Source organism: Segatella salivae DSM 15606 (assembly GCF_000185845.1).
GTDB lineage: Bacteria > Bacteroidota > Bacteroidia > Bacteroidales > Bacteroidaceae > Prevotella > Prevotella salivae.
The window spans coordinates 573,479-577,601 of the sequence record NZ_GL629647.1 but is presented as its reverse complement, the minus strand read 5'-3'; the positions used below and the strand labels follow the sequence as shown (position 1 = coordinate 577,601).

Below are 4,123 nucleotides of genomic sequence, written 5' to 3'. Positions count from 1 at the left end.
TGAAATATCAGAGTAAATAACTATATTTGCAGTTGTGCACTTTTATTTGACAACGTACATTTTTAGATGGATGGTTAAATAGAATTGACGATTGTTTGCAACGTAAATTATAACAACAATGAAAAAGATTATATTATCAATGGTAGCAAGTCTCTTTATCGGTGGTTGTACAGCCAAAACTGAATTGAAGGCTACATTGGAAACTTCTATAGATAGTTTAGTAGGAAACTGGATATATTACCGATATGATGGGAAGCAATCTTACACTAATCAAACTTTTCATCTTATATTGAAAAAAACAAAACAAAATTCTGTTATCGGTTATTACTGTAGTACACAGGAAAGTGGAAGTAGGATAGATTGCTCCACAGAAAATGTGAATAATATAAGTGGAATATTCAAAAATGACACTCTTTATCTATCTTTTTATGGTTTCTATGACGACCATGCAAGGGGAAATGCAAAAATATATAAACAAAAAAATGGTAATGTTATTTGGAAACTAATGGAATGCAAGGGTGTGTTTTACTTACCAGAGAAGGTCCTATTAACACGCTATAATGCAAATAAATATAAGACCGAAATTAAAGCTATTGACTCCCTAAAAGAAAGTAGGATAGCTATTGAAGAACAAACTGAAATAGGTATGGAAGAAATCCCATTACCCTTTGATTTTAGCCAATTCCAGAAAGAACAAGAACGCTATGATATGGGAGAACAAGATGAAATGCCATATCATCCTATCAGTGTGAAGGGAAATAAAGAGTTGGAGCAAACCTATAAAAGTCGATGGGATAAATCTTTGCCAAGCCAATTTTATCGCTTTCATACAGGGAAGAAGTTTCAGCTTGATATGATTTGTTATTATCTTGAGAATACTCCTTCACTAATTTACAGACTAATAACATCAGTTAATAAAAGCATAATAGATGAAGTAACAGTCTTCTCACAAGTCGGAGAAAATAGCAAAAATTGGAATGCTAATTCCTTTACTATATCTAAGAATCTTGGTATAACTGTGTATAAGAATAAATTGCATAAAGGAAAAGTTATAAAAAAAGAGGTGGTTAATAGATATACTATTGATGATGATGGAAAATTCACAAAACACTGAATCTTCAATTTTCTAAAGCCCATATGAACGCTTTCTATGCGAGAAACAGGACAGGTTGTTTATTCCCAATCCCTTACGTTCCTTTTTTACAGAGGAGGGAGAATATAAAGTGTTTGCCTACGTGCAGAATCATGGCAGTAAAAAAGGTGGTGGCGATGTCATCGTAACGGTATCAGAACCTAAGTTTGTTTCTTTGGAATGGAAAGATGCAAATGGAAAATCTGTGCGTTATACGGTTAGCCGACACGTTGTCTATGCCCATACAAAATTAGAAGGCCTCAATGAAAGAATTAGATATTTCAATAAAGCAGTAGAAGTCTTATATGTAAAAAATGTCTTAGTGGCAATTCTATATCTTCAAAAGATAGTCAAGGTACAATAATATTTATCAATGGTATGAGTTATAAGTACGGTACGGAATTCCAAAAAAATGAAAAAAATAGACTGTTTACAAACTATGTATATATAAAAATATGACATATAATAGGTTTAATGAACTTTATAAAACAAACAATCTCCCTCAAGAAGATTATTCAACTTATGTAGCTCGTGATGCACATATGACGAGCAAAAAAAGATCAACGTTAAGATATGGAACTCACAATGAATGTCCTCCGAAGAAGAAATATTATATTAATAAAGGTTTAAAAGAACAGAGCTACGATTTATACATTAGCGATACAAAAGGGATGGGAAAGTGTTACATAAACGGGCCAGATGGATCAAGAAGTGGGATTGCTATTCATGGTGGGTGGCCTGTAGGATCTGTCGGATGCTTAACAACCCATACAGCAAACTATGGGAATAGAAAAAAAGGTCAAAAGACAAACAAAATTGTCACCCAAATAATTAATAATATCCTTGATCTTGAGGATTTTTCAAAAGATGTTATTTTAGTATTATTAGAAAGAAATGTTGTTAAAAAGGGAATTATGGTTTGGAATTATAGAATAGCAATGATTTTGCTTGAATGCATAATGCTTAGCTGTAGCTATGGATGTATGAGAAATCAGCGAAAGAGTCAAATACCCAATAAAAATATAGCGACAAAGAAAGAGGCAGATAGTATGAAAAATATGGAAAATGAGAGAAAGTTACTTTTGACTAAAAGTGGCTTTAAATTTCCGAGTACGCAAGATTTCCAGTCTAAAATAAAACAAATATTTGGATATGATATTAAAGAAAATACAAGTGATATCATCGAAGTGGAATTAAATCCTTTAATTGATGACGAGCCAAATAGCCTTATCATATATCGGAAAGATAGATTTGTTGATTTGAATATTCATTCAGAGGTATATGATGATAAATTATATCTACTGGCTTTCAATAATTATCTATTCTATGGAAAGAAATCAGATTTTGTATACATGCAAAAAGATTTATACCACATATATGAATTAGTACAAGATTTTGGATATTGGGATGATAATCTTAAAGCCTTTATCTTTAAAAAGATGAAAGCCGATGAGGATAATGATGCTTGGTTTTCTATATTCTTTGGGAGAATTGGGATAAACGGAAAATGGAAGCTGAGAAGAAATATATTCAGACAATACTGTGCAGAGGTAGAAAACTGTCAGACGATGTTTATACCTTTTCTTGAAGAGATTCTAAATGAACCATATAAAACAAAATACGAGGGTAATCTTGACGAAGATGTGGCCTATATCTTAGAACTTATATCAAAGAAAGAATTAAAAAAGGAACAAACCCCCGGTGTTATCGGTATTATAAATAATACGTATTCAAAGAATCCGGAATTGTTCAATAGATTCAAAAAAAAGAATTATTATGGATATGAGAACCTGAAATTTTATTCACAATATTATGAAGATGAGATACAAGAAAACGATAAATGAGTCGATATCAATCCTCTATCAAAAGATAAAAGAGCAAAAGCAATGAATTATTCTGAAATGGTAGGACGTTATGCTGCAAAAATAGAATGGTCACAGAAACCTATGGGGTGGACTACGGCGAGCATGATAGAATATGGTAAGAATCATCCAAAGTGGCTTGTTAAACATAAGAATGCCAGCTATATACCTAAACAAGGAGATATTTTCCTATAGAGAGGACATTCCAATTGAAGACTTAATGAAAATTTCAAACTTTACAATAGCAAGTAATAATGAATAAGATTAGTGATAAAGACTTTAGAAAGAAAATACAGACAATAACGTCTGCAACCAGTATAAAAGGTGCAAAATATACCGATATCAGAGTAGATGGATACTATTGTATAGGATTTCGATTAAGTACAGGAAAAGCCTTTAAGATTGATTTAAGAAACCTTTTTCAAGCATATTCTGAATTAAAGTTAGTTAATACTCAAACATTAAAAGAATATGTTGATAGAGTGCAGTCACCCGCATTGGCTATATTAAAAGAGGCGAGTCTAATATGAAGAAAATATTATTTGTATTTTTATTATACACCATAGGGCTTCATGCTCAAAGCTATAACAGCGACCGTGTGGCATTTACCAATTTTCTCGTTCGTATGTACACGCACGCCCCCTTTGAGGGTGTGCGAGTTGTGAACGATTATGATAATGCCTACCTTATTTCAGTCTTGGTATTAGACAAAGCGAAGTATAAGACAGAAGCAATACTCAATCGTGTGGCAAGTGTCAAGGCTATGGCACAGGCTTCCCGCTATTTGAATGGTTCTACTATCAGCCAAGATATAATAATCCATACAACAGAAAAGAAAGACGGAACATCTGATACAGAGATAATAGAGAATATCCGCGAAAATTCTATTGGTTATGTCAAGGCTCTTGAGCAACTGACCAATTTCAAGCGGGAAGACGGTATGCAGGTCTTTATATTTATTGTACCACTGTTAAAAGAAGAAACAAATACAAAGGAGCAGTAAATGTACCTATATTACTTCATTCCTATACACATTGTAAGCGTATTTCTACTTTTAAACAGTTCTTCCGAAATATGGAGTGATAAAGTAAGCCTGTACGTTGTCAAACAAATGTGCACAACTGGTACC

Annotated in this window: 6 protein-coding genes; all 6 read left to right on the top strand. The window is 32.7% G+C overall.

Features of this window, described 5'->3' with window-relative positions; translation table 11 throughout:
- Nucleotides 1–118 precede the first annotated feature (118 nt).
- The 6 genes from HMPREF9420_RS02405 (at nt 119) to HMPREF9420_RS02375 (ending at nt 3,997) form a co-directional block, all read left to right on the top strand.
- On the top strand, nt 119–1,114 hold the full coding sequence (locus HMPREF9420_RS02405) for a hypothetical protein (RefSeq protein WP_007133813.1): 996 nt from the start codon (nt 119–121) through the stop codon (nt 1,112–1,114).
- 121 nt (nt 1,115–1,235) lie between these two features.
- A complete protein-coding gene (locus tag HMPREF9420_RS02400; protein ID WP_169309683.1) occupies nt 1,236–1,496 on the top strand; it encodes a hypothetical protein in 261 nt (86 codons plus the stop codon).
- A gap of 91 nt (nt 1,497–1,587) precedes the next feature.
- The gene (locus tag HMPREF9420_RS14550; RefSeq protein ID WP_007133811.1) at nt 1,588–2,976 is read left to right on the top strand and encodes a hypothetical protein; all 1,389 of its coding nucleotides are present in this window, start codon (nt 1,588–1,590) and stop codon (nt 2,974–2,976) included.
- A gap of 42 nt (nt 2,977–3,018) precedes the next feature.
- The gene (locus HMPREF9420_RS02385) at nt 3,019–3,189 is read left to right on the top strand and encodes a hypothetical protein (protein ID WP_007133810.1); all 171 of its coding nucleotides are present in this window, start codon (nt 3,019–3,021) and stop codon (nt 3,187–3,189) included.
- Between the two features lie 59 nt (nt 3,190–3,248).
- Nucleotides 3,249–3,524, top strand: a complete 276-nt coding sequence (locus HMPREF9420_RS02380) for a hypothetical protein (RefSeq protein WP_007133809.1) — start codon at nt 3,249–3,251, stop codon at nt 3,522–3,524.
- A complete protein-coding gene (locus tag HMPREF9420_RS02375; protein ID WP_007133808.1) occupies nt 3,521–3,997 on the top strand; it encodes a hypothetical protein in 477 nt (158 codons plus the stop codon). The genes HMPREF9420_RS02380 and HMPREF9420_RS02375 overlap by 4 nt, the downstream gene beginning before the upstream one ends.
- Nucleotides 3,998–4,123 lie beyond the last annotated feature (126 nt).